Origin of the sequence: Sinorhizobium meliloti (assembly GCF_017876815.1) — a bacterium.
GTDB classification, from domain to species: Bacteria; Pseudomonadota; Alphaproteobacteria; order Rhizobiales; family Rhizobiaceae; genus Sinorhizobium; species Sinorhizobium meliloti.
Genome location: NZ_JAGIOS010000002.1, coordinates 1,053,473 through 1,076,046 on the forward strand (window position 1 = coordinate 1,053,473; position 22,574 = coordinate 1,076,046).

Below are 22,574 nucleotides of genomic sequence, written 5' to 3' on the forward strand. Positions count from 1 at the left end.
CGTTCCCTAGGGAACGGCCGGCACTGGCTGCCGCCTAACGCAACCGCGAGGAAAACCGTGCCACGGTTTTCCTCGTCGCCCTTACCGAATGGGCCGATCGGCTTCAGGCCTCATTGCGTACTGGGGCGGTCAAGCTGCAGCGAAAGCTGCACGCCGCGCTTGAGGGGCGGGAGCGGTATACCGACCTGAATCCGTCCGAAGGTTTTTCTGCGCCACTCCTGTTCGCGCTCCCGCCGGCGTCTTGCCTGGGCGACGGCGGCCATGGCGCGCTCGATAACTTCCTCTGCATGGGTCATGAGAGACTCTCCAGAATGTTCATGTTATGTTCTCATTCTGATTCATGAAAGTCAAGCCTCACCGGGGGAGCACGTCGGTCCGGGGCGGGTCCTTTTCGCCGGGCGGGTTCTGCGAGTCGTCCTCGGGACCCTTGTCGGGCTGGGGCTCGTTTGGCGGCGGATCGGGAATGCCGAGTGGCGGAACCGGGTTCGGCGGAATTATTCCCGGCCCGGGGCCGGGGCCGATCGGATCGGGCGTCATTGAAGAACTCCCTCTTACCGAGGTTCCGGCGCGTCGGCGATCGGCGGTGTGTAGACGACCGTTTCGGTTTCACCTTCCAGCATGGCGCCGCCGATCGCCAGATAGGCGAAGATGGCACATATCGCGAGCAGTATGAGACCTATCGGAAATGCGGCTGTGGCGCGCCTTTCGGGCATGTTGCGATCATCATGGGTCAACATGGTGCACTCCCATACGGCTGCATGCTTCCGTATTTGGCGATTGAGGATAAGCACGCAGCACTCCAAGTGTTACAGGCACCCTTGCGCGCCGGATGAGGCGCGAGGCGCTGTCATCATGGGAGAACGAAACCGGCGTTCACCGGTTCCAAAGCCCGGCGACGGAAAGACGAGGGCGCGTCAGTCTTCCGGCATGCCCGCAGAACCGATACGGGCAAACATCTCTGCGAGCGCCGGCCCCTGGAGTAACGGAACCGACAGCGGCAGAAGCGCAGCCGTAACCGTGCGGACGAGGTCGGCGTTGGAGCCGGCGGCGGTTCCTTCCGGAAGCCAGAGATTGTTTTCGAAGCCGACGCGGACATGGCCGCCGAGGAGCGCCGCGACTGTGACGCAGGCCGCCTCGTGACGGCCGAAGGCGCAGACGCTCCAATGGGTGAAGGCGGGCATGTCCGGCGCCAGGAAAGGCAGCAGGTCACGGGGGAGGGACCTCTGGCCCGGCGTATAACGGCCGAGTACGTAAAGTACGGGAATGTCGTCGCGGGAAAGCAGACCTCGTCGCCGCATGCCGTCCAATCGCACCGCCTCCTCCGGATCGTAGAGGATGATCTGCGGCGTGACCTTCTCCCGGGCCGCCCACGACAGAAGATCCGCAAAGGCAGCCTCGTGCGTTTCGTCCGGGACCAACTCTCTGAGCGCCAGAGACACGGCCTCGGGCCGGACCGCCTTCACGACGGCGATCTGCTCGCCCGGCGAATAGATGCCCAGCGCCTCGCTGGTGATCTGAATCACCATGCGATCGCCTACGGCAGCCCGGATCGCTGCGGTCGCGGCGCGGTAGGCGTCGGCATCGAGAAGATGGCTTCCGTCCCCCTTGCGCACGTGAACGTGGATCATCGCCGCGCCGGCATCGAGGCAGTCGCGTGCGGTAAGCGCCAGTTCTTCCGGGGTCAGCGGTATGGCGGGATGGTCGGCCTTCGTCCGGCGCCCGCCATTCGGCGCGACCGCGATCGAAATCCCCTGCAAAGCATCGCCTGCGTTCATGTGGGCACCATCGAGTATGATTTTCAGAAATCATAAAGTTGCACACTGAAACATTCGTTGCAATGGTCATGAGATCGTTGTTAAATGAAGCATGGACAAGGGGCCGCTCAGCGACGCGATCATCACCGCCTTCGACGGGCTTTCGTCGCAATTGCGGACGGCGGCCCGCTATATCGTCGACCATCCCCGCGACGTCGCTCTTCTCTCCATGCGCGAGCAGGCGCGCCAGGCGGGGGTGCAGCCCGCGACGATGACCCGCCTTGCCAAGCAACTCGGTTTCGATGGTTACGATGCCATCCGCGAACGTTATGCCGAGGCGTTGCGGGAGGGTGATGCCGGATTTGCCGGAAAGGCCGGCGAGCAGGCCCGAAGCCAGAAGCTGAGGGGCGACCACGCGCTCGCAGCCGATATGTTGCGCACGATCGGGACGCAGATTTCGCGGCTCGCAGAACCGGCTGCGCTCGACCGCATCGTTGCAGCGGCCACGCGGCTTGCCCGTGCCCGGCGGGTCTACTGCCTCGGGCTGCGCTCGAGCCACGCGGTCGCCTGGCAGTTCCACTATATTCTTTCGCTGGTCGGCGAAAAATCCGTGATGCTGGACGGCATCGGCGGCACCGGCGCGGATGCCGTCGGACGTGCCACGAGCGCAGACGTGCTGCTCGTGGCCAGCGTTCTTCCCTATACACGGGCGACGATCGAAATTGCCGAATATGCTCGGGACAACGGCGTACCGGTCGTCGCGGTGACCGACAGCGAAGTGGCGCCGCTTGCGCAGATCGCCGAGGCGATCATCGTCGTGCCGACCGAAAGTCCTTCCTTCCTGCACGCCATGGCGCCCGCCTTTGCCGTCGCCGAAGTGCTCGGCGCGCTCATCGCAGGCCGGGGCGGCGAAGCGACGCTCGCGGCTCTGGAGCGCTTCGACGGGCAGCTCGCGGCGCTGAACACTCATCTCCAATCCCGCAACTCCAAGAGAGCGCCATGACCCATCTTCTCCACCGCGCCATCCACGCGAAGCTGCCGGTCGCCGTCCGCGGCGAAGGCATCAGGCTCTTCGATGCCGAGGGCAGGGCCTATATCGACGCCTCCGGGGGAGCCGCCGTCTCCTGCCTCGGTCACGCTCATCCGGATGTGCTCGCCGCGCTCCACGCGCAGCTCGACCGTATGGCCTATGCCCATACCGGCTTCTTCACCACCGAGGCGGCGGAACGGCTTGCCGACCGCCTCGTCGCCGATGCGCCCGACGGGCTCGATCACGTCTATCTGGTGAGCGGCGGATCGGAAGCGGTCGAGGCGGCGCTGAAAATGGCCCGGCAGTATTTCGTGGAGAAGGGGGAGCCGCAACGCCGCCACATCATCGCCCGGCGCCAGAGCTATCACGGCAACACGCTTGGCGCCTTGGCGGCCGGGGGCAACGAGTGGCGGCGCGCTCAATTCCGGCCGTTGCTCGTCGAAACCCACCACATCGATCCATGCTTTGCCTATCGGCTGCAGCAGGCCGGCGAGAGCGACACGGACTATGCCGCGCGTGCCGCGGGTCAGCTCGAGGCCAAGATCCTCGAATTGGGCGCCGATCAGGTGATCGCCTTCGTCGCCGAGACGGTGGTGGGCGCCACGGCCGGGGCGGTCCCGCCCGTCGCCGACTACCTGAAGCGCGTTCGGGCGATCTGCGACAAATACGGCGTGCTGCTGATCCTCGACGAGGTGATGTGCGGCATGGGCCGCACCGGGACGCTGCATGCCTGCGAACAGGACGGCGTCGTCCCGGATCTCATGACCATCGCCAAGGGGCTCGGAGGCGGCTATCAGCCGGTCGGCACGGTACTGCTGTCCTCCGCGATCTTCCAGGCCTTCTCCGAAGGGTCGGGTTCCTTCCAGCACGGCCATACCTATATGGGCCACCCGATGGCAGCGGCGGCCGGCCTTGCCGTGCAGGAAGTGATCCGCCGGGACGGGCTGCTCGAAAACGTCGTGTCGATGGGCGATTATCTCGAAAGATGCCTGGTCGAGCGGCTCGGCAATCACCACCACGTCGGCGACATTCGCGGCCGCGGCCTCTTCCGTGCCGTCGAGCTTGTCGCCGACAGGGCGACGAAGTCCCCCTTCGATCCCGGCCTGAAGCTCAATGCCCGGATCAAGAAGGAAGCCATGGCACGGGGCCTGATGGTCTATCCGATGGGCGGCACGATCGACGGGCAACGCGGCGACCACGTCCTCCTGGCGCCGCCCTTCATCCTTAACCGGGAAGATGTCGGCCAGATCGTGGAGCGCCTCGGCGATGCCGTCGATGCGGCGATTGCCTCGCTCACGAAAGCTGCGGGTTAGAGCAACGCTCAGTAACCGCATCGTGCATCAGCGCACGTCTTGCTGGTGCTGCTCTCGGGCGATGCGCTGCCGAACTTGCGGAGAGTGCCTTGTGGCCAATGCTGGCGGTCGTCTCCTCGGCAATGTGGCCAGGCAACTGAAGGCTTGATCTCACGCTTGTTTCTCGTTTCCATCCCTCACGCGGCATGCACTCAGCCCCCGACGAACCGGTTGCGGAGAGGTCGCGAGCGGGTGCCGCGAATCCCTTCGCCCCGCTTGCGGGGAGAAGGCCGCGGCAGCGGGATGAGGGGCAATCGCGTATAACAGCTTCACTCCTTCAGATGCGGTTCGCCGAGCGTGTGCATCAGGCGGTTCGCCCAGCCGAAGATCGCGATCGAATGGATCAGATCGAGGATCTCCAGGTCGTCGAGCCCGATCTCGCGCAGGTGGTAGAACTGGTAGACGCCAACATTGTCCGGGTGCGCCGTCAGATCGACGCCGAAATTGAAGAGTGCCTGCTCGAAATCCGGCAGGTCGGCGTCGAGGCCGCGCCTGTAGATTTCGTCCACCACCTCCGGCCGCTTTTCCAGCTGGATGTAGCGGTTGGCATGCACCGAGGCGCAGTAAATGCAGCGGTTGACGAAGGAAGCCGCCAGCGCGCCGATTTCGCGCCCGCCGCGCGAGAGCCCGCCTTCGCTATACATGATGTCGTTGAAGAGCGGCGTACGTTCGGCGAGCATCTCGGCTTCGTTGGCCAGAACCAGGACATAGTTCGAAACCTTGGTATTCGAGGGCGTCACTTTCAGCGCTTCGAGCTGCTCCGGCGTTGCCTCGTCGAGCTTTACGGGCTTGACATAGGGCTGCCAGTCGAGCGGCTCCAGGGTGAATTCGTGTACGGTTTCCGACATGTCAGTTGTCCCTCAGCATCTTGAGGCCGGCCACGACCAGCACCTGATAGTTCACGAAGGCGATGAGACCCGCGAGCGTTACGATATCGCGGTCGTCGAAACCGACGGAATAGAGCGCTTCGATATTCGCGCGCGTCGCTTCCTTCGGCTTGAGCGTCACCAGATCGACATGCGCAAGCATCGTTGCGAGCCGCTTGTCGCCCTCGGGCCTGAAGGCCGGATCGGCGATCGATCGGAGCTCGGGTTTCGATCCCTTCTCCTCGAGCTGCGCCTTGTAATGGGCCTGGAGCTCTGTCGCTTTCCAGAGGCCGGTGATGCGCGCCGCGAGAGCCGCCCTCATGGCGTAGGAAAAATTACCCGGCTCGGCGGGATGGAGCGCGGCGTCATGGCTGGTCTGCGTGAAATGCTTGAGCTTGGCGCGCCGCTCGCGCAATGCGAGGACGGGCGAGGACGAATCCAGCCCGAGGACGGCGTCGATCACATCGGTTTTCGGGGGAACGGTCATCGTAATCCTTCAGCTTGGGCAGGAGTTCAAATCAAGCGGTTCTGTGCGCGGGTTCCGGGGCGTCGGCGTCCGTCCACTCCGAGCCGTCGAGTTCCGGCTTTTCGTAGGCGAGCAGCGCTTCCCAGTGGTAATCGACGTCTCGGATGAAGAGCGAGGCGGCGATCCCGCGCGCAAGCCAGAGCGCGCCCTCGCTGATCGCCGGAATGTCGCCGCTCACCTTGCCGATACTGATCGAGGCGCCGTAGTTGAAGCAGTGGATGTCCTTGAGCCATGGCGCGGTGCCGGGCTCCTTCTCGGTGAAGGAGAAATCGTCATCGAGCCAGGGGAAGCGGCCGAGGCCGGCATTCTCTTCGCCGACCGGCGGCGTGTAGCGGTCGTCCCAGCAGGCGATCCTGTCCTGATAGGGCGCGAGCTCGTCGCGGCTGAGCGGATCGACCGTGAAGCCGGTTCCGAGGATGACGAAGTCGGTCCTGAAGATGCGGCCCTTCTTGGTGGTGATCACGACTTCCCCGCCTTCCTCGCGCATCGAGCCGATGGCGCAGTCGAAGTGGAAGAAGGCGTTGGGATGGCGGCTGACGCGCAGCGTCGAATTGTGCGGGGCCGGCGTCTGCTGCTTGACGGAATAGTCCATGATCCGCCAGCGCCATTCCGCGTCGATCCTGGCGAACCCGGCAGTCACCCCGTAGGAGCCGATGCCCATCAGCTTGTTGACGGTCGGCATCTCCTTGCGGCGCGCGAGCAGGCGGACCTCGCCCGCGTCGGACTCCAGCGCCTCGGCCGCATTGTCGACAGCGGATGCGCCGACGCCGATGACGACGACGCGCTTTGCCTTGAGTGCCTCGAAATCGATGTCGTCGGCGGAGTGGGCCCAGGACGTGTGGCGCTTCATGCCCTTGACGAAATCCGGAACGACCGGCTCGCCCAGGCCTTCGCGGCCGGTGGCCAGAACCAGCTTGCGCGTGACGATGGAAGACTTGCTGCCGCCGGCGATTTCCAGCTCCAGGAGGCCATCCTCGCGAGGGCGGACGCGGGTGACATGCGTGTCGTTCTCGACGGGAATGGACAGGACCTCGCGGTACCACTTCAGGTAATCCATCCACATCGGGCGGGGAATGCGGAACAGCGTTTCCCACGCCGCCTCGCCGAAGCAAGCGGTGTACCAGGCGCGGAAGGTGAGCGAGGCCATGCCCAGCGCCGGGCCCAGCAGGTTCTTCGGCGAGCGCAGGGTTTCCATGCGGGCAAAGGTGACCCAGGGACCCTCCTGCCCTTTGGGGGCACGGTCGACGATGCGCAGATTGGCGATGCCCGCCCGGGTCAGGGCAAGCCAGGCGACCATGCCGCACATGCCGCCGCCGATGATGACGACGTCGCTCACCGGCTGTCCGTCAGCCGTCGTGACCGGCTTCGACCAGTTGGCGGCCGGGTAATTGAGATAGTCCAGGTCCTGTTTGACCCTCGCATTCAGTTCCGCGAGCCGCCCATGCTGTTCATTCGTCATAATAGCGTTTGCTCCTGAAATCCGCTTTCGGGACCGCCGCTGCCGGCGGCCCCTGAAATGACCGCGCCAAATTCAGGCGCGTCAGTCGGCCAGAACGACCGCGTCGCGCTCGCGCCAGCCCACCCACACCTCGTCCCTCTCCAGGTGCGAAAGCGCTACCGGGTCGAGCTGCAAAGCCAGCTCCGCGCCATTTTCGAGTTCGATCGTGAGGGAGGTGTGCGCACCCTTGAAGACGCGCTGGACGATGCGCCCCCTCAGTGCGAACCGGTCCTTCGGCTGTTCCGCCATGCAGTAGAGCGCCTCGGGACGAAGCGCGACGGTCGCGCCGCTGCCGGCTGGCAGCTTCGTCCCGTTGAGGTCGGCGTGGATGATGCTTCCGTTCCAGTCGATGGCCGCGGTCGTTCCATCGTGGGAAAGCAGCTTGCCTTCGAGGAAGTTGCTCTGGCCGATGAAGTTGGCGACGAAGCGGCTGCGCGGGCGGGAATAGAGCTCGTTCGGGCCGCCCATCTGCTCGATCCTGCCTTTGTTCATCACCACGATGACGTCGGACATGGTCAGCGCCTCCTCCTGATCGTGGGTGACGAAGATGAAGGTCTTGCCGGTGGTCCGCTGGATGGTTTTCAGTTCGATCTGCATCTGCTGGCGCAGCTTGGCGTCGAGCGCCGAAAGGGGCTCGTCGAGCAGAAGCACGTTCGGATCGGGGGCGAGCGCGCGCATCAGCGCGACGCGCTGACGCTGGCCGCCCGAAAGCTGGTCGGGCATGCGGTCGGCGAAATCCTGGAGCTTGACGAGAGCCAGCAGTTCCATGGTCCGCTTGTGGATCGCGTCCGAAGACAGCCCTTTCAACTCCAGTCCGAAGGCGATGTTGCGGCCGACGTTGAGGTGCGGAAAGAGCGCATAGTCCTGGAAGACGATGTTGACGTTGCGTCTGTTCGGCGGCAGATGGGTGATCGGCTTGCCTTCCAGATAGATCTCCCCCGACGAGGGCTGTTCGAAGCCGCCGAGCATCCTGAGCGTCGTAGACTTGCCGCAGCCGGAGGGGCCGAGCAGCGTCACGAATTGTCCGGATTCTACGGCGAGGTCCAGGTCATCGACCGCAGGCAATCCGCCGTAATATTTGTTGACGTTTTTGAAGTGGACCACAGGCTGCATGCGTCAGTTCCTTGAACGGCGGGTGAGGTGCTCGGCGTAAACGCCGACAGCGGCTGTCACGACCAGCACGATCGTCGCCATGGCGTTGATTTCCGGCGACATGCCGCCCTGCACCTTCGCGAAGATCAGCATCGGGAGCGTGGGCTTGTAGCCGCCGAGGAAGAAGGTGCGGACGAAGTCGTCGATACTGGTGAGTACGCAGAAGATCATGCCGCCGAGGAGTGCCGGCATCAGGTACGGGATCGTGACCCTGAGGAAGGCCACGAACCGATCGGCGCCGAGATCGCGAGCCGCGTCGACCAGATTGGCCGGCATGGAGCGTAGGCGCGTGAGCACCATGATCACCACGAAGGGCACCGCATGGACTGCATGCGACAGGATGATCGCCGCCGTGCCGGTCGGGATGTCGACGGTGCGGATGAAGATCCGCATGGAGATTGCGTTGATGAGGCCCGGAACGACTGCCGGCAGGCAGGCGAGTGCGAAGATGATCGCCTTGCCCCAGATGCCTTCGGTCGAGACCAGAAGCGCAATCCAGACGCCTATGACCGTCGCCGCCGCGGTGGTCGCGAGCGCGATCCCGATCGAATAGAGCGAGGCTTCGATGAACTGCTTGTCGTTGAGCACCTGGGCATACCAGTTGAGCGTCCAGTCCGTGATCGGAAAGGCGACGAAGCTCGCATCCTTGAAGCTCATGGCCGTCATCAGCGCCAGCGGCAACAGGAGATAGACCGCAAACAGCCAGTAGGCGGCACCGAGGGCGGTTTTCGGTAGGTCGGCGAAGTATGGTCGCATCGTGGCCTCCTTACATCAGCCGGACGGAACGGCCGCCGATCACCCGCATGAACAGGCCGACGGTCGAAAGCGAAACCGCGAGCAGCAGCATGGCGAAGGCAGCACCCTCGGGCCATTTGTCGTTCGAGGAGTGGAAGAGCGTCGCGATCACTTCGGGGAAGATGACCGTATTCGGACCGCCGAGCAGGAGCGGCGCCGCGAAGACCCCGACGGAGGTGAGATATACGAGGCTGCAGCCGGAGACGATGCCGTCCTTCGACAAGGGCAGGATCACGCGGCGGAAGCGCTGGAACGGGCCGGCGCCGAGGTCGGCCGCCGCATGAATGAGCGGTGTCGGTATCTTCTCGATGGCCGAATAGAGCGGCAGCAACATGTAGAGCGCCAGCAGATAGATGACGCCGAAGCTCAGCGAGAACGACGTGTAGAGCATCGGGATCGGCCGATCGATGAAGCCGAGTTCGCGCAGCGCCACGTTGACCGCGCCGCGATTGGCGAGAAGCATGATGACCGAAAAGGTGCGGATCAGTTCTCCCGCCCAGAAGGGGATGAGCAGGAGCAGCAACGCGCGCATGCGGTTCTTCGGCTGAACGATCTTCGCAACGTAGTAGGCGACCGGATAAACGATCACCAGGGTCGAGATCGTGACGACTGCCGCGAAGATGAGGCTGCGGATGAAGGGCATGAAATAGAGCTGGTCGGAGAAGAACAGTTCGTAGTTGGCCAGCGTGTAGGGGGAGCCTCCGTCCGGTGCCTGCGGATAGTCCGCCATGAAGCTGATCCGCCCCATCTGGAAGATCGGCCCGATGTGCAGCGCCGCGATCCAGAAGAGAGGGACGCCGGCAAGCAGCGCCAGCCGGGCACGGCGGCTGTCCGCAAGGCGTCCGATGGTGTGACGATAGAGACCCGAACCGACGGCCTTGCCGATCCATCCGGCATAACGGGGCACCCGTCGAGAACCGGCGGATCGGGCTTGCATTGTGGTCGTATCTACCATTGTCGTCGTTCCAGGCTCAGGAAATGCTCTTTCTCACGGCCGGTCCCAAGGGACCGGCCGTGTCCGATGGGCCTCGGCGATCGATCAGGCGGCCTTGATCTCGGCGACTGCCTTGTCGACCATCTCGTTTTTCATGTCGCGGTTGACGGAGCTGAAGAACTGGATGCGCTCGGTCTGTTCCTGCGGCAGGGTCATTGCCGCACGCTCCTTGTCGTTCAGCACCTTGTCCACGCCGTCGAATGCGGAGGCGAAGCCCGACTGGCGGCTCATCGCAGCGCCGATTTCCGGAGACGAGAGGATAGCGTCGAGGAAGGTATAGGCCGCATCCGTATTCGGGCCATTCTTCACCACGTTGAAGGAGTAGAGGAAACCATAGGTCCCCTCCTTCGGAACCGATATTTCGATCGGATGTCCGTCCATGATCAGCTTCGCCGCGGGGCCGGACCAGCTATGGGCGACATAGATGTCCTCGTTGACGAACATCTGCTGAACCTCGGAGCCGGCGTCGTAGTATTTGCGAACCATGTCCTTGTTCTGGATCAGGTAGTCGCGCGCCTTGTTGGTTGCGGCCTGCGCCTCCTCCGGCTTGCCTTCATAGGTGACGAAGTCGCCGTCATTGCCCTGATAGCGCATGGTGATCTGGAGGAAGTCGGAAATGATGTAGGACGTCAGGCCCTTGTATTCCTGATCGAACATGATGGCCCAGCTGTCGGAGGCCTTGGTATAATCCGTGTTGCGGGCGAGGCCCTCGAAGCCCGCCAAAAGCGGCACCCCGTAGACTGAACCGTCGACGGTAAGCTGCGGCGCGCCCTTGTAAGCTGAGGCAAGCTTGTCCCAGTTCTTCAGCCTGCCGGTGTCGAGCGGCGTGAGCAGCTTGGAGCCGATGAACTGCGACAGACGATGGCCGGTGACCGTGACGATGTCCGTCGAGGGCGTCTCGCCTTCGGCGGACAGCACGTTGTACTGCTTGCCCTGGTCGTCGGTCAGGCGAATGCGCACTTCAATGCCCGTATCTTTCTGAAACTGGTCGATAAAGGACTGCGGAACGAACTTGTCATAGGTGGTGATGTTCACGACCTTGGACTGGGAAAATGCCGGGCGAATGATTGCCGGCGCTGCCAGGACGCCCGTGCCGGCGGCCAGAAATTTCAGCGTGGAGCGGCGGGTTGCGGTGAAGTCTTTCATGTCATTCTCCTCTTTTGGTTCTAAGTTTCGTTGTTATGCAGTGGACTTTCTTGGCATTTGGCAGAGCGGTTCGCGCGCTAGCGTGCGTCGGCCTGGTCTCCTCCCAAGGTCATTTCAGCGGCGCGATTGGCGTTGCGCGGGTCGTGAGCGGTAAATCCCGGGATGCAGGCGGAAGCGATCTGGATGATCGCCTGGATCAGTTCGCGTGAGCTGTCTGACAACGGACGCGCGGCGGCCGAAAAGATCGCCCACGGGAAGGGAATGTCGACGTCGAGCGGGCGAACCGCGACATTGGCCAGCTTCAAGCCGTAGGCTGTCGCAGGCTCGACGATTGCGACGCCGAGCCCCGTCGATGCGATCTGTACCGCATTGACCGAAACGCTGGTCGCGATGATCCTGGCCGGGCGGATATTCGCGGCTTCCAACGCTATGTCCACGCGGCGGCGCAGGCGGAACGGATTGGCCATCGTGATGATGTTGCGTCCGGCAAGATCGGCGATCGAAATCACTTCGCAGGCGGCAAGAGGATCATCTTCCGCCACGGCGGCAACGCAAGGTCCCTGAAACACCCCGTGCACTTCCAGTCCCGGCTGGTCGGCCGGCAGAGACGTGACGCAGAAATCTGCCGTGCGGGCCAACACCGATTGCACCGCCGCCTCTGCCGGCAGGCTGCGCAGATGGATTTTTCGCGGCAGCAGCTTTTCCGGCAACGCCGCGAGCGCCAAGGGGATGATGCCGCTGGCGAAAGCCGGGATCGCTACGATCTCGATCGGCTGGGGCTCCTTTTCCGCGATCGTCCTTGCCCGCTCCCGCAAATGGCCGATGCCGCTCAGGAACCGCTCGGCTTCCGCATGGAATGCGATCCCCTTTTCGCTCGGTGCGATCTTCGGACCGTTGCGGTCGAAGAGCGCGAAGCCGACGGAAATTTCCAGGTCCTGGATGAGGCGCGTGACCTGGGACTGGGAGCGATCGAGCAGCCGGGCGGCGGCGGTGATGCTGCCGGTGGACATCACCGCAAGAAAGGCCTCGAGTTCCCGTATCTCCATGACGATCATGCGCCCAGTGCATTATAGCTGCCTCATACTGCATAAAACGTATCTTAAGCGCCAGTGACAAAGGACAATTTTTCTTTTCGGTGCTATCCAGTGAAAAATCTGCGGTTCCCCGGCTGAATGCTTTCGCGAAGAGCGGCGTTGGGCGACCTTGCGGGCAAGGCGGCAAACACGACGCCATATGAGAAAGGAAGACAGAACCACGATGCGTATTGGTATTCTCGGCGCCGGGGCGATCGCCTTCGGCATGGCGGCTTTCCTGGCAAAAGCCGGTCATCACCCCGTTCTGTGGTCTCCTTCGGGTGCGCGCACGCGCAAACTGGCCGCGAGGGAGCCGCTGACGGCGACAGGCGCCGTCGAGTTTTCCGGCCCGGTGGCGGTTGCCCATGACGGACGCGAGGCGGTCGCCGATGTGGACGCGGTCATCGTCGCCCTGCCGGCCAATGGTCATCGCGTGGCGTTCGATGCCGCGGTGCCGCACCTGAAGTCCGGCCAGCCTGTGATCGTCAGCTCGCACAGCTCCTTCGGCGCGCTCTATCTTTCGAAGCGGCTGGCCGAACGGGGCGTTTCCCTGCCCATCATCGTCTGGGGCACGACCCTTCTGACCGGCCGCCAGCAGCCGGACGGCGCAAGCGTTTCCGTCAATACGGTCCGCCAGAAAATCGACGTCGCCACTTTGCCGAAGGCTGCCGCAGCCGAGGGGAAAGCGCTGTGCACCGAACTCTTCGGCGACCGCTTCGTCGAGCGCGACGGACTTCTGGCCATCTCGCTTTCCAACCTCAACCCGCAGAACCATTTGGGCATCGCGCTTCTCAACCTGACCCGCATGGAGAAGGGCGAGAAATGGGGACAGGGCGAGCATGTGACCCCGGCTGTCGGACAATTGATCGAAGCGCTCGACGCGGAGCGTCTGAAGATCGCCGAAAGCTTCGGTCTGTCGGTCAGAACCGTACGCGAACATTTCTCCCTATCCTTCCATGTGCCGATCGGCACGGTCTCCGACATGAACCAGCAGATGCACCTCGAAGGGCGGGGCGGTTTCGGCCCGGCGACGGCCGACAGCCGGTACATCTATGAGGACGTGCCCTTCGGTCTCGTCCCCACCAGTCTGCTTGGACGGATCGCCGGCCGGCCCGCTGTTCTGCACGAAGCCGGAACGAGCCTGTTTTCCGCTGCAATGAACCGCAACCTCGCGGCCGATAACGACCTGTTGCCGGAGCTTGCGCTCGACAGTTTCTCGCCCGCGGCCCTCAGAGAGCTTTGCGACCAGGGTTTCACGGCCTGACGGCGAGCAGGCGTGCGCCTATCTCACGATCAGAAAGGCCCCGCTGGCCAGCGCGAAGGTAAGCACGCCGAGGCGCAGGCCGCGGCCGCGAATATGGTCGTGCGTCAGCCGCGACAGAGCGCTTCCGAGGAGAACCGCCGGTGCGAGGTAGAGTGCGGCCAATAGCTGGTCCGCTCCGAGCCGTCCTGCAAAGGCGAGTATCACGAGCGACATGATTTCGCCCACGAAGAAGCACACCGCCACGGTTGCCCTGAGTATCGGCCCCTGGGCATGCTGGTAAAGGAGAGCGAGCGGCGGTCCGCCAATGCCGGTCGCCGTTTCGGTCACACCGGTGAACAATCCGACGCCGAGCGCGCTCGGGCGGCCCGGTTCGAAGGGCGGCGCGAAGAGCGCGGCGGCAGCGGCAATGACCGTGAACCAGCCGACGGCCAGGTCGAGCTGCTGGGTCGAGAGCGCGGCGAGCAGCCACACGCCGGCAAAGGTGCCAGCGAACCTGCCGAGCGTGATCCATTTCGCGCCGGACCAGTCGACCGCCGACCGTTCCCGCCAGGCGACGTGGAAGTTGAGCGGCAGCATCAAAAGAAGCAGCGTCACCGGCAGGAGATCGGGCTTCAGGATGCCGACGACGGGTGCCACGATAAGTGCGAAACCGATGCCGAGCGCACCCTGGATGAACGACGAGACGAGCGTGACGGCGCTCAGGATTGCAAAAAGGCCGAGGGTCATGCGAAATGCCCCAGCGCCCGATGCTCGGCCGATGGCTTGTGGACGCGCTGGATCGGCGCCCTTGCGATGGCATCGGCCGTGACCTCGCGCACCTCTGCAAGAAGCGCCCGTGCATCCCATCCGACGGGCCAGCCCTGCCAGAGACGGAGCTGCCCGGCGGTGAAGACCGCGTCGATCTGGTCGCGATTGCCGTAGCGCACGAGCTCCCACATGAGATCGTGGGAGGGGGTGAATTCAGGACGATCCAGGTCGACCAGAAGGAAATCGGCGGCAAGCCCCTCGCGGATCGCACCGGTCACCCCGGCGAGAGCCGCGGCGTCCGCAGCCTGAGCGGTTGCCCGCTCGACCCAGAGCCAGCCGCCGCCGCAAGAGGAGTCGCCTGTCGCAAGGCCGAAGCCGGCGCGTTGCAAGCCTTCGGCGGCATCCATCAGACGGAAGCCGTCGGCGCGCGTCCCGTCCGTTCCCAGTCCGAAGCGGATGCCGAGTGCGGCCATCTGCAGGGCGGGCGCGATGGCATTGCCCTTCCAGAGGCTCGCGACCGGATTGTAGGCGACGGCCGTGCCGCTGTCGCGCAAAAGGTTCAGCTCGTGCGGCGTCACCAGCGTCGAATGGGCGATCAACACATGCGGGCCGAGGGCGCCGAGATGGGCGAGATGCTCCAGCGGGCGGCGGCCGTTTGCGACCAGCGAGCGCTCGACGGCGACGAGGTGTTCGTTGACATGGGTCTGGAATACCGCTCCCGCCTCACGTGCCATCCGGGAAACGTCGGCCAGCATATGGTCGCTGGCCGCCTCCGGAATGGAAATGGCGAGCGAGGCATGAACGAGAGGGTCGCCCTCGAATGCGGCCAGGTGCCTGGCCGCATTTTTGAGGATCGTCGCGCGTTCGGGGACGACGGCGGCTCCGCCGAGGTCGTTGCAGATCAGGCCTATGACGCTGCGCAGGCCGGTTTGCCGCGCCGCCCGTATCAGCGCATTGATATGGCCGGCTGAACGCGTGCCCGCATCGACGGCGGCGGTAAAGCCGCCGCGCAGGCACTCGAGCGCCGCAAGCTTTGCGGAAAGATAAACCATCCGTTCGTCGAGGCTGCCTTCGAGCGGCACCCATATCCGGCGAAAGATCTCGGAAGGCTCGCCGAAGACAAGCGATTTGCCGAGCGACTGGGTCAGATGGGTGTGTGTATCGATGAAGCCAGGCATCACCAGATGATGCGGCAGCTCGATCGGTGTCAGATCCGGGTTCCGGCTGCCGACAAGCCCTGCGGCACCAATGTCCGTGAAGCGTCCGTCCCGGACCACCACCCCCATTCCGGATCGAGGCCCGTCCGGCAGGAGAACCTTGCCGGGGTGAAGCAGGAAATCACCGCTGCCGGGTAACTTGTCGCGCAATTCCGTCACTTTTGTATTCCCCTTAAATTTCGGCTTCGACGCTGGCTGCGGCCTTTTCGGCGGCGCCCGAGAGCATTCCCGCTTTGAACCGCGGAAATGCTCACCCTTTGTTTTGTCGCTATTCCGGACGAAAAACCGCTGCGCACTTTTCCTGGAATTGCTCTAGAGGCAGGTGTTGAAAAAAAGCGTTCACAATCACCGCCGTGATGGTGCCGGCGGCAAGGCCGTTCGCCAGGATCATCTGGCTCCATTGCGGAAACTGGCTGTAGACGCCCGGGACCAGGATCGGCAGTAGCCCCATGGAAAGCGCAGCTGCCAGAGTGAACATCGGGCCGTGCTCGCGCAGATCGACGCGACGCAGAAGATCGATCCCGATCACGCCGATGATCGAGAACACGATCACGGCCGTTCCACCGACGACGGGGCCGGGCAGGGCATTCGCCAAACGGCCGACCGGCGCAAACAGGGCGATGAGGACGAGGATCACGCCGGCCGTTGCGGTGACGTAGCGGGACTTGACGTTGGTTGCCCGGACGATACCCACGTTTTCACCGCTGGTGATGATAAGCGAGGTTCCGAACAGGCCGCCGACGAGCGAGGCGACGGCGTCGCCGCGGATGGTTGCGGGCACGATCGCGTGAGCGTCGCCCCGACGCCCGACGATCTCGGCCGTGGCGATGGTCTGCCCCGTCGCTTCGGCCATCGATATGATCGAAAACACGATCAGCGGAAGGGCGGCGAAAAAGTCGAACTTCGGCATTCCGAACGGAAGAAGCTGGGGCATGGCAATCACCGGTCCGTCGAAGATGCCGGAAAGGTCCATATACCCGGCTCCGATGGCGATGGCCGAACCCGCGATGAGGCCGAGCATCACCGAGATCCGCTGAAGCGTGCCCGTGAAGACTCTCGCGAAGATCACCGTCAGCGCGATCGTCGCAAGGGCAAGCCCGACATTCATCGGATCGGCGAAGCCTTCGCTCCCCTGCTTGCCGGTGATCGTGCCGCCGTAGATGCGCACGAGGTTTACCGATACGAGAAGAAGCATCGTCCCGACCACGATGGGCGGAAAATAGCGCAGCAGCCGTCGGAATACCGGCAGCGCCAGGAAGTAGAAGCCTGCCGTGAGGATCACCGCGCCGACGGCCGTCTGCACGTCGGTCTGCTGGGCGATGGCCAGAAAGATCGCGATCGGAGCGCCACCCGGCACCATGATGAACGGCAGCCGCGCGCCGAAGCCAGCCGGCCCGAAACTCTGCAGGATGGTGCCCAGTCCGCAGATCAGAAATGTCGCGCTGATCAGCGATACCGTCAGGGCGTCGGAAAACCCGAGCGCCTTGCTTACGAGAAATACGGCGGTAATCGGCGAAGCAGCCATCACCAGCACATGCTGAAGACCGAACAGAAGCAGGCTGCGCGGCGGCAGCACTTCGTCCGTCGGGTCGATAGAATCGATTTTGTTCCCGGTCATTTGATCTCCTCCACGCCAGCCTCTCTCCCGCTGGCTATGCAAATCGTTTTGCATAGCGCGTGGTAGCACATTTTTTCTCGCTAGCAAATCGATTTGTAAAAGCCGCGTCGCAATGCCATCATCCGGGCCGGTTCATGGACGGGGTGTTCGGATGACAAGATCGACGATCGTGGAATTGGCGAAGGCGGCGGGCGTATCGCCGACCACGGTTTCCCACGCCTTCAGCGGACGGCGCTATGTCGACCCCGAGACGAAAGCCAGAATCGTAGCGCTGGCCGACAAGATGGGCTACCGGGCCAATCCCCGGGCCCGCAGGCTCCGGACGGGCGGGGCGGGGATCATCGCCCTGGCATCGTCAATGCCCTTTGCGGTCGCTGCGGGCCCGGCGAGGCTGGGTTTTCTGATGGAGATCGCCGCCGCCGCGGCCGTTACGGCGCTTTCGCGGCATCTCGCCCTCTGCCTGGTGCCGCCTTTGGAGCCCGACTCCAACCTCGACGCGCTGGAAGTCGACGGCGCCATAATCGTCGAACCCATGGTCGAAGACCGCTTACTGGAATTCTTCTCTGCCCGCGGCGTACCCGTTGTCTCGATCGGACGGGCGCCGGGGAGGGAGGACATTCCGTCGGTGGATATCCAGAGCACAGCGACGGCCCGGCTGATGCTGGAGCACCTTGGCGCAAACAGCCGCCGCGTCGGCCTGATCACCGGCGAGCAGCGGCGCAATTCCTACATCGAGACCGAAGCTGCCTATGCGGCTTTCGCCGCGGAGAGAGGATATTCACCGGTTGCGTTGCGTGTCGACGAAAGCGGCGGCGAATCCGAAGCGGCCGCGGCTGCCGAAAGGCTCCTGCGAAACAATCCGGATATCGACGCGTTATGCGTGCCTGTCGACGCTTTCGCCAGGGGCGTGCTCGATGCCGCCCGGTTGCTCGACCGTCCCGTTCCGCAGGGGCTGCGACTAGCGACGCGATACGACGGGATGCGGGCAAAACTCGCGACGCCGCAATTGACGGCTGTCAACCTGCACCTGGATCAGGTCGCGGAAGCGGCGATCGACCTGCTGATCGCAGCGATGGAGGGCAAGGAGCCCCAGCCGCACGCGATCGCCCCGCCGCAACTTGTCGTGCGGGAATCCTCGGCGGCATGACTGCCGCTCATTTGCGCGCGGCCCCCGTCAGGCCGGCTTCGCTGCGATCGGCCCTTTTGCGCGCGAACTGTAAGCCGGCAATTCCCGCGGTCACAGCCAGCGCGATACCCACCGGGATGGCGCTTGACGGTTGCTCGGCTTTTCTCAGCACTGCGACGATGTCAAAGCCGACATCGAGGCCGATGCGCTTTGCATAGGAGCCGAAGTCGACATTGCTGATCATCAGACTCTCGCCCGCCGGTGTGACCGTGAGCCCGATCGATTGCAGCCGTTGAAGCGGTTCGCCGGGCTCGCCGAGCGGCACGTTGACGGTCTTGCGGACCTCGTCGCCCATCAGGTCGAAGCCCTGGACCACGAAGTTGATCCGGCTTTTCGCCGGAGCCTCCTCGACAGCTCGCAGGAATTCTGAGGCGGGCAGTTCTTCATAGGGCGGCGAGATCTGGTTGAGCCACCAATCGGGACGGAACAGCGTGAAGCAGACGAGCAGCAGCACCGCGCTCTCCCACAACCGGCTCTTTGTCACGAACCAGTTCATCGTCGCGGCCGAGAAAATGAGGATCGCAGCGAGCGATATGGCCGCCACCCAGATCGTATGCGCCCAGGTGTCGACGCCGATCAGCAGGATCGCCGGGTTGAATATGAAAACGAACGGGAGGATCGCGGTGCGCAGAGAATAGAGCGCACCCTGAAAGCCCGTGGCGATCGGGTCTTCCTTGGAAATCGCCGCCGCGGCGAAGGCAGCCAGCCCAACCGGCGGCGTGATGTCGGCCATGATTCCGAAATAGAAAACGAAGAGGTGGACTGCGATCAGCGGTATGGCGAGGCCCGCCTGCGAGCCGAGCTCGACGACGACCGGCGCCATCAGGGTGGCCACCAGGATGTAATTGGCGGTGGTCGGAATTCCCATGCCGAGCACTAGGCTGATCGCGGCGATGAGGATCAGCATCATGATGACGTTGCCGCCCGAAATGAACTCGACGAGCTCCGTCATCATCAGGCCGAGGCCCGTGAGCGTGATCGTTCCGACGACGATACCGGCGGTGGCAGTGGCGACCGCGATGCCGATCATGTTGCGGGCACCGAGCGCCAGGCCGTCGGTCAGGTCCCAGGCGGCGGCGCGGACCGAACCAGCAACATCCTCCTTCCGGAAGATCGCCATCAGCGGCTTGCGGGTGGCGACGATGGCGATGATCGTCAGCGTTGCCCAGAAGGCCGAAAGCCCGGGCGAAAGCTGCTCGACCATCAGGCACCAGAGCAGGACGACGATCGGGATGAGGAAATCCAGCCCGGTCCGCGTCACATCCCATGCCCGCGGCAGTTCCAGGATCGGCGCGTCTGGATCGTCGAGCTCCAGGTCCGGATAGCGCGACGAGTACCAGATCGTCGCGATGTAGAGCGCCACGCCGGCAATCGCGAGCAGCAGAGGCGCGCTTTCTCCGAATGCGGCCCGAATGGCGATGATTCCGTAATAGAGAAGGCAGATTGCCAGCACGCTGCCGGCAAGTCCGAGGCCCATGCGAAGCCACCGCTCGCGCATCGGAGTCGGACGCTGGGGGATCGGCTGCATGTTCAGCTTCACCGCCTCCAGATGCACCATGTAGAGAAGCGCTATGTAGGAGAAGACCGCCGGCAGCAGCGCATGCTTGACGATTTCCGAGTAGGGAATGCCGACATATTCGACCATCAGGAATGCCGCGGCTCCCATGACGGGCGGCATGATCTGGCCGTTAATCGAGGCCGAAGCCTCGATCGCGCCGGCCTTCACGCCGGAAAGCCCGGTGCGCTTCATCAGCGGAATGGTGAAGATGCCGCCCGACACGACGTTGGAGACCGACGAGCCGGAAACGACGCCGTTCAAGGCCGACGAGACGACCGCCACCTTGGCCGGGCCGCCGCGCAGATGGCCGAGCAGCGCGATGGAGATCTGCATCATCCAGTTTCCGGCACCGGCCTTCTCGAGCAGCGTTCCGAAGAGGACGAAGAGGAAAACGAAACTCGTCGACACGCCGAGCGCAATGCCGAAAACGCCCTCCGTCGTCAGCCATTGATGGTTGATGAACTTAACCAGCGAAGCGCCGCGATGCTGGATGACGTCGGGCATGTACTGGCCGGCAAAAGTGTAGAAGATGAAGACGCCGGCGACGAAGACCATCGGCAGGCCGAGCGCGCGGCGCGTGGCCTCGAGCAGGAGCAGGATGCCTGCAGTGCCGGTGACGAGATCGAGCGTCGAGGGCTGGCCGGGCCGTCCGGCAAGCTCGCCATAAAAAAGGAACAGATAGGCGCCCGCGAAGGCGCCGAGCGCCCCGAGCACCCAATCGGCGAGCGGCACCCGGTCGCGCGGCGAACTTTTCAGCGCGGGATAGGCAAGGAAGGTCAGGAACAGCGCGAAACCGAGATGGATGGCGCGAGCTTCGGTATCGTTGAGAATGCCGAAGCCGAAGACGAAGGGCAGGGGAGACGCGTACCAGAGCTGGAACAGCGACCATGCCACAGCGGTGCAGAGCAATATCTGCCCGGTCAATCCTTTGGCGTTGCGTCCGCCGGTATCCGCTTCGGCGACCAGTTGCTCGAGGTCGACATCGACCTTCCGTTCTTGAAGTTCGCTCGTGACACCCTCCCATGCCGGTATTGCCGGCGAGCCGCCTTTCGGCCCGCCGGTAGACGTCAGAATGCGAAGCTTACTTCAACCAGCCCTTTTCCTTGTAATATTTTTCCGCACCCGGATGCAGCGGTGCAGAGAGGCCGTCCTTGATCATCTTGGCGGGCTCGAGATTGGCGAAAGCCGGGTGCAGCGACTTGAACTCGTCGAAATTCTCGAAAACCGCTTTCGTCAGCGCGTAGACGCTCTCTTCCGGAACATTGGCGGAGGTGACCAGGGTCGCCAGAACGCCGAAGGTTTCCGTGTCTTCCGGATTGTTGTTGTAGAGGCCGCCCGGAATGGTCGCCTTGGCGTAATAGGGATTGTCGGCGACCAGCTTGTCGACGACTTCGCCGGTGAGCGGCACCAGCTTCGCCGCGCAGGTCGTCGTCGGATCCTGAATATTGGCGGAGGGGTGCCCCACGCCGTAGAAGAAGCCGTCGATCTTGCCGTCGCAAAGCGCCGGGCCATGCTCGTCCGCCTTGAGTTCGGATGCGAGGGAGAAGTCGGCGAGCGTCCAGCCCATTGCGCCGAGCAGGCGTTCCATGGAGGCGCGTGTTCCAGAACCCGGATTGCCGACATTGAAGCGCTTGCCCTTGAAGTCCTCGAACTTCGTCACGCCGGCATTTGGGTGCGCCAACACCGTGAACGGCTCCGGATGAATCGAGAAGACCGCCCTGAGGTCGGCATGCGCGCCGCCCTCCTTGAACGCCTCGTCGCCCTTGAAAGCGTTGTATTGCACATCGGATTGTGCCATGCCGAAGTCGAGCTCGCCCTCCTTGATCGTGTTCACGTTGAACGCCGATCCGCCGGTGGATTCGACCGAACAGCGGATGCCGTGCGACTTCCGGTCCTTGTTCAGAAGCCGGCAGATGGCGCCGCCCGCGGCATAGTAGACGCCGGTGACGCCGCCGGTGCCGATCGTCACGAATTTCTGCTGCGCCGCGGCGCCGCCCGAGAAAAACAGTGCTGCCGAAAGGGCGGCGATCTGCGCTCCGCGCAGGGTAATCCGTTCATGTTTCATCTATTTCTCCCATAATGCTTCGCGTGCCACTGAGGCCGTCCCGAGATTTATGCCTGCAGCGCCACGCGTCCAGTCGGACGCGCAAAGGTCGCAGCGGCAGTTTGTATTACACGCAGAAGGGCACGTCCGTGCATGTTACGATCGTTGCCCTTTATCAAGCAAGGGGCATACTTTGCAAATCGGTCGGTCGGAATAACCGGCGATCGGAGCGGCCGGGTGTCTCGCCACGGTGGGGCCCTTCGCGGATGCCGATTATTGGGGAACCAAGAATGGGCGCCGGATGTTTTCCTCCTTCAAACGGGAGCATCGCCATGGCGACGATACGATATGAAATTGTGGAACACGATGGGGGCTGGGCCTACAAGGTCGACGACGTCTTCTCCGAGACCTTCCCCACCCATGACGATGCACTGGCCGCAGCCGAGATCGCGGCGCGCCATCATGAGCTTCCCGGCTCTACCGAGGCCATCGAGTTCCAGGATCCCGCCGGCCGTTGGCATGAGCAGGTCGCCTCCGGCTTCGATCGCCCGCATACCAGGGTCGTCGATACGCAGGATGCACGGGACGCGGCAGAACGCCCGGACAGCCCTGAGCCTCGACGTCCTTTGCAAACCGTCCTGGTTCTTGCCGGCCTCGGGCTCGCGATCGGATATTTTCTTCGTCGACATTAAGTCCAGTTGAGCACAGAGCCTCGACATGCGCCGTCCCGACGGCGGCGGAGAGCTGCCGTTGC

General features: G+C 63.7%; 22 protein-coding genes. 5 read left to right on the plus strand and 17 right to left on the minus strand.

All coding sequences use genetic code 11. The features are described from left to right. Nucleotides 1-110: 110 nt before the first annotated feature. The 4 genes from JOH52_RS35235 to JOH52_RS23885 all read right to left on the minus strand — a co-directional run bounded on the left by JOH52_RS35235 (nucleotide 111) and on the right by JOH52_RS23885 (nucleotide 1,775). The gene (locus tag JOH52_RS35235) at nucleotides 111-296 is read right to left on the minus strand and encodes a hypothetical protein (RefSeq protein WP_003525670.1); all 186 of its coding nucleotides are present in this window, start codon (nucleotides 294-296) and stop codon (nucleotides 111-113) included. 58 nt (nucleotides 297-354) lie between these two features. After that, on the minus strand, nucleotides 355-537 hold the full coding sequence (locus tag JOH52_RS36190) for a hypothetical protein (RefSeq protein ID WP_003525672.1): 183 nt from the start codon (nucleotides 535-537) through the stop codon (nucleotides 355-357). A 14-nt stretch (nucleotides 538-551) separates the two neighbouring features. Next, entirely contained in the window at nucleotides 552-737 is a 186-nt protein-coding gene (locus tag JOH52_RS23880) for a membrane protein (protein WP_003525673.1), read from the minus strand. Nucleotides 738-914: 177 nt separating this feature from the next. Next, nucleotides 915-1,775, minus strand: coding sequence for a beta-keto acid cleavage family enzyme (locus tag JOH52_RS23885; RefSeq protein WP_010975163.1), 861 nt, complete (start codon nucleotides 1,773-1,775; stop codon nucleotides 915-917). A 91-nt stretch (nucleotides 1,776-1,866) separates the two neighbouring features. On the opposite strand from JOH52_RS23885, the gene JOH52_RS23890 reads away from it, so the two are divergent. Further along, nucleotides 1,867-2,757, plus strand: coding sequence for a MurR/RpiR family transcriptional regulator (locus JOH52_RS23890; RefSeq protein ID WP_010975164.1), 891 nt, complete (start codon nucleotides 1,867-1,869; stop codon nucleotides 2,755-2,757). Next, a complete protein-coding gene (locus tag JOH52_RS23895) occupies nucleotides 2,754-4,097 on the plus strand; it encodes an aspartate aminotransferase family protein (protein ID WP_127657738.1) in 1,344 nt (447 codons plus the stop codon). The genes JOH52_RS23890 and JOH52_RS23895 overlap by 4 nt, the downstream gene beginning before the upstream one ends. 308 nt (nucleotides 4,098-4,405) lie before the next feature. Here the strand turns inward: JOH52_RS23895 and JOH52_RS23900 are convergent, their stop codons facing one another. The 8 genes from JOH52_RS23900 to JOH52_RS23935 form a co-directional block, all read right to left on the minus strand. Beyond that, a complete protein-coding gene (locus JOH52_RS23900; RefSeq protein ID WP_010975166.1) occupies nucleotides 4,406-4,984 on the minus strand; it encodes a peroxidase-related enzyme in 579 nt (192 codons plus the stop codon). A 1-nt stretch (nucleotide 4,985) separates the two neighbouring features. Further along, a complete protein-coding gene (locus tag JOH52_RS23905) occupies nucleotides 4,986-5,489 on the minus strand; it encodes a CMD domain protein (protein ID WP_013850078.1) in 504 nt (167 codons plus the stop codon). 31 nt (nucleotides 5,490-5,520) lie between these two features. After that, nucleotides 5,521-6,987 carry an NAD(P)-binding domain-containing protein gene (locus tag JOH52_RS23910; RefSeq protein WP_010975168.1) on the minus strand — a complete coding sequence of 489 codons (1,467 nt, stop codon included), beginning with the start codon at nucleotides 6,985-6,987 and terminating at the stop codon, nucleotides 5,521-5,523. Nucleotides 6,988-7,068: 81 nt separating this feature from the next. Beyond that, nucleotides 7,069-8,139 (minus strand): ABC transporter ATP-binding protein, encoded by a 1,071-nt coding sequence (locus tag JOH52_RS23915; RefSeq protein ID WP_010975169.1) that lies wholly within the window; start codon nucleotides 8,137-8,139, stop codon nucleotides 7,069-7,071. A gap of 3 nt (nucleotides 8,140-8,142) precedes the next feature. Further along, complete coding sequence (locus JOH52_RS23920; RefSeq protein ID WP_010975170.1) at nucleotides 8,143-8,934, minus strand: ABC transporter permease; 792 nt, start codon at nucleotides 8,932-8,934, stop codon at nucleotides 8,143-8,145. A 10-nt stretch (nucleotides 8,935-8,944) separates the two neighbouring features. Then, nucleotides 8,945-9,928: an ABC transporter permease gene (locus JOH52_RS23925; protein ID WP_010975171.1), complete on the minus strand. Its 984-nt coding sequence runs from the start codon at nucleotides 9,926-9,928 to the stop codon at nucleotides 8,945-8,947. An 84-nt stretch (nucleotides 9,929-10,012) separates the two neighbouring features. Further along, nucleotides 10,013-11,113 (minus strand): extracellular solute-binding protein, encoded by a 1,101-nt coding sequence (locus JOH52_RS23930; RefSeq protein ID WP_003525692.1) that lies wholly within the window; start codon nucleotides 11,111-11,113, stop codon nucleotides 10,013-10,015. A gap of 77 nt (nucleotides 11,114-11,190) precedes the next feature. Continuing rightward, a complete protein-coding gene (locus JOH52_RS23935) occupies nucleotides 11,191-12,168 on the minus strand; it encodes a LysR family transcriptional regulator (protein ID WP_014530792.1) in 978 nt (325 codons plus the stop codon). A gap of 202 nt (nucleotides 12,169-12,370) precedes the next feature. Here JOH52_RS23935 and JOH52_RS23940 point away from each other — a divergent pair, with 202 nt between their 5' ends. Continuing rightward, nucleotides 12,371-13,450: an NAD/NADP-dependent octopine/nopaline dehydrogenase family protein gene (locus tag JOH52_RS23940; RefSeq protein ID WP_013850074.1), complete on the plus strand. Its 1,080-nt coding sequence runs from the start codon at nucleotides 12,371-12,373 to the stop codon at nucleotides 13,448-13,450. An 18-nt stretch (nucleotides 13,451-13,468) separates the two neighbouring features. On the opposite strand, the gene JOH52_RS23945 is transcribed toward JOH52_RS23940, so the two are convergent. The 3 genes from JOH52_RS23945 to JOH52_RS23955 form a co-directional block, all read right to left on the minus strand. Then, complete coding sequence (locus tag JOH52_RS23945) at nucleotides 13,469-14,176, minus strand: sulfite exporter TauE/SafE family protein (RefSeq protein ID WP_013850073.1); 708 nt, start codon at nucleotides 14,174-14,176, stop codon at nucleotides 13,469-13,471. Further along, on the minus strand, nucleotides 14,173-15,573 hold the full coding sequence (locus JOH52_RS23950) for an amidohydrolase (RefSeq protein ID WP_010975176.1): 1,401 nt from the start codon (nucleotides 15,571-15,573) through the stop codon (nucleotides 14,173-14,175). Before JOH52_RS23950 ends, JOH52_RS23945 begins: the two co-directional genes overlap by 4 nt. Before the next feature lie 109 nt (nucleotides 15,574-15,682). Further along, nucleotides 15,683-17,032, minus strand: a complete 1,350-nt coding sequence (locus tag JOH52_RS23955; protein WP_014530789.1) for a uracil-xanthine permease family protein — start codon at nucleotides 17,030-17,032, stop codon at nucleotides 15,683-15,685. 151 nt (nucleotides 17,033-17,183) lie between these two features. Here JOH52_RS23955 and JOH52_RS23960 point away from each other — a divergent pair, with 151 nt between their 5' ends. Next, entirely contained in the window at nucleotides 17,184-18,179 is a 996-nt protein-coding gene (locus tag JOH52_RS23960; RefSeq protein WP_010975178.1) for a substrate-binding domain-containing protein, read from the plus strand. Between the two features lie 7 nt (nucleotides 18,180-18,186). On the opposite strand, the gene JOH52_RS23965 is transcribed toward JOH52_RS23960, so the two are convergent. After that, nucleotides 18,187-20,700, minus strand: coding sequence for a TRAP transporter permease (locus JOH52_RS23965; RefSeq protein WP_014530788.1), 2,514 nt, complete (start codon nucleotides 20,698-20,700; stop codon nucleotides 18,187-18,189). A gap of 157 nt (nucleotides 20,701-20,857) precedes the next feature. After that, nucleotides 20,858-21,841 carry a TAXI family TRAP transporter solute-binding subunit gene (locus tag JOH52_RS23970; RefSeq protein WP_013850070.1) on the minus strand — a complete coding sequence of 328 codons (984 nt, stop codon included), beginning with the start codon at nucleotides 21,839-21,841 and terminating at the stop codon, nucleotides 20,858-20,860. Nucleotides 21,842-22,152: 311 nt separating this feature from the next. Here JOH52_RS23970 and JOH52_RS23975 point away from each other — a divergent pair, with 311 nt between their 5' ends. Further along, nucleotides 22,153-22,512 (plus strand): DUF2188 domain-containing protein, encoded by a 360-nt coding sequence (locus JOH52_RS23975; protein ID WP_003525701.1) that lies wholly within the window; start codon nucleotides 22,153-22,155, stop codon nucleotides 22,510-22,512. The last annotated feature ends 62 nt before the right edge of the window (nucleotides 22,513-22,574 follow it).